The sequence below is a fragment of the Mycobacterium sp. genome (assembly GCF_019243155.1).
GTDB lineage: Bacteria > Actinomycetota > Actinomycetes > Mycobacteriales > Mycobacteriaceae > Mycobacterium.
This window is the reverse complement of sequence record NZ_JAFAUS010000103.1, coordinates 1-2,655: the sequence shown is the minus strand read 5'-3', so window position 1 is coordinate 2,655 and position 2,655 is coordinate 1. Positions and strand designations below refer to the sequence as shown.

The window sequence follows — 2,655 nt, the reverse complement described above, 5'->3', positions numbered from 1 at the left end:
CACCGCGTCGGGGCCGGCGATCTCGCCCAGCTTCTCGATCACGTACTCCGGGCTGAGGCTGCCGTCGCTTTGCGGACCGTAGCTCAGCGGGTAGGTGGACTTCACATCATCCAGATAGGCCCACCACTCGGTCATGTCGATATTGCCCGGCACCTCATGGTGACGCAGCATCTCGATCAGCGCGGTGATGACCGCCTTGATCTCACCGACGATCGGCACGTCCGCATGCCGGTTCTTGCCGATCTCGGCGGGGTCGATGTCGGCGTGAATGACCTTGGCTTCGGGCGCAAACGTGTCGAGCTTTCCGGTCACCCGGTCGTCAAAGCGGGTGCCCAGCGCGATCAGCAGGTCGCTGCGCTGCAGCGCCGCCACCGCGGCGACGGTGCCGTGCATCCCGGGCATGCCCATGTGCTGACGATTGCTGTCCGGGAAGGCCCCGCGCGCCATCAGGGTGGTGACGACGGGGATGCCGATCAGCTCGGCCAGTTCGGCCAACTGCTCGGTCGCGTCACCGCGGATGACGCCGCCGCCCACGTACAAAACCGGCTTGCGGGCCTCCGCGATCAGCTTCGCGGCCTCCCGGATCTGCCGGTTGTGCGGCTTGGTGTTGGGCTTGTAGCCGGGCAGGTCCATGCGCGGCGGCCAGCTGAAGGTGCACTGGCCCTGCAGGACGTCCTTCGGGATGTCGACCAGGACCGCGCCCGGGCGGCCGGACGAGGCGATGTGGAACGCTTCGGCGATCACCTGCGGTATCTCGTCGCCGGAGCGGACCAGGAAGTTGTGCTTGGTGATCGGCATCGTGATGCCCGAGATGTCGGCTTCCTGGAAGGCGTCGGTGCCGATCAGCGCGCGGCCGACCTGACCGGTGATGGCGACCACGGGGATCGAGTCCATCTGCGCGTCCGCCAGCGGCGTGACCAGGTTCGTCGCACCCGGGCCGGACGTCGCCATGCACACACCGACTTTGCCGGTGGCGTGCGCATAGCCGCTGGCGGCATGGCCGGCGCCCTGCTCGTGGCGCACCAGCACGTGGCGCAGCTTCTTCGAGTCGAACAGCGGGTCGTATACCGGCAGCACCGCCCCACCGGGGATACCGAAGATGACGTCGACGTCGAGTTCCTCGAGCGACCGGATCACCGACTGCGCGCCGGTAACCTGCTCGGGCGCAACGTGTTTCGGTTGGGCCGGGGGCTTCGCCTCGGGTTTGACCGCGTCCGAGGCGATGTCGGCCGCACTCGACGTCTGGGTGGCCTGCTGCCTGGTGGGTGCGCTCACTGTCCTTTGGTCCTTATTCAGTCTGGGAGTCTTCGCTATGGGCAACAAAAAACCCCCGACAGCTCAGCTGCTGCACGAGGGTTGCGCGTTGGTGCTGGATCGCTCAAATGCTGACGTATTAGTCAGGCACCAACGCGCCGACTAATTACTACGAGCATTCCGGGCTTTCCGGCGGTATCCATAATGTTCGACGGTAGCCTTCGCACAGCTCAACCGTCAAATCCGTCGCCGTCCGCTCTGTCGCCGCGACCCGCCCGATGCACCGGGTGAAATGATGGTCGGGTGGCCACCGGTTCGTCGTCCCGAACACCCTCGCAAACACCCCTCGTGATCAAGGTGTCGCCGATGGCGCATTTCGCCGTCGGATTCCTGGCGCTGGGTCTATTGATTCCGGTGACGGCGTGGCCGCCGTCCGCGCCGCTGCTCGCCATCCCGGTCGTCTTGTCGGCCCTGATCTTCCGGTTACGCACCGTGGCCGACGAGCAGGGCGTGACCGTTCGCACGCTGGTCGGAAGCAAGTCGGTGGGCTGGGGCGACATCGAGGGGCTGCGCTTTCACCGGGGCTCCTGGGCGCGCGCCCACCTCGAGAGCGGTGAGGACCTGCGATTGCCGGCCGTGACGTTCGCGACGCTGCCGCAGCTGACCGAGGTGAGCTCGGGACGGGTGCCCAACCCCTACCGATGAAGGGCCAGCAGGCCTCAGCCGATCGGGTTCACGCCGTTGAGCAGCACCCACACCCCGACACCGGCGGCGATGCCGACCACCAGGGCGACGAACGAGCCGATGAACGGACGATGCGCCCAACCCCGCCTCGCGTCGAGGCCGTACCGACCCGGCCCGGCCAGGATGACCGCCACGGCCATGACGATGAGCGTGATCTGGTACTCGTGCCCGTCCGGCAGGAAGTACGAGAAGGAGTGCGAATGCGGCTTGGCCGACAGGGTCGCCAGCATGCCGTTGATCAGGAATGCCAGCGCACCGGCCGCGGCCACCGGGGTGAACAGCCCGAGCACCAACAGCACACCCGCCACGACCTCGCCGCCGGCGCTGACGTAGGCGAGGATGTCGGCATGCTGGTAGCCGACGTCGGACAGTGAGTTCCTGAATGCCGTCACTCCCGTGCCGCCCCACCAGCCGAACAGCTTCTGCAAGCCGTGGGCGGCGAGCACCACTCCCAGCCCGACCCGCAGAACCAGCAAACCGAGGTGCTGTGTTCCGCGCCGGCCGACGTCCTGCAACTTGCCGTGGTGTTCGTCGCCGTCGATCTCGGCGGGTTCGGCGCTCGCGTGCCGGGCCGACGACTGCGGCTGGACGTAGGGCAAGGCGTCCTGCTGGTCGAGCATGCCGTAATGGGCGGTTGCGCGGGTCCCCGCGGGCGGG

The 2,655-nt window shown here is 67.4% G+C and carries 3 protein-coding genes; 1 reads left to right on the top strand and 2 read right to left on the bottom strand.

The annotated features are described in order from the left end of the window. Nucleotides 1–1,224: thiamine pyrophosphate-binding protein (locus JOZ00_RS05325; protein ID WP_293340730.1), on the bottom strand; the 1,224-nt coding region annotated here is incomplete at its 3' end. A 396-nt stretch (nt 1,225–1,620) separates the two neighbouring features. On the opposite strand from JOZ00_RS05325, the gene JOZ00_RS05320 reads away from it, so the two are divergent. After that, on the top strand, nt 1,621–1,959 hold the full coding sequence (locus JOZ00_RS05320) for a PH domain-containing protein (RefSeq protein ID WP_293340727.1): 339 nt from the start codon (nt 1,621–1,623) through the stop codon (nt 1,957–1,959). 14 nt (nt 1,960–1,973) lie between these two features. Here JOZ00_RS05320 and JOZ00_RS05315 read toward each other — a convergent pair. Beyond that, the coding region (locus tag JOZ00_RS05315) for a DoxX family protein (protein WP_293340724.1) at nt 1,974–2,655 on the bottom strand (682 nt) is incomplete at its 5' end.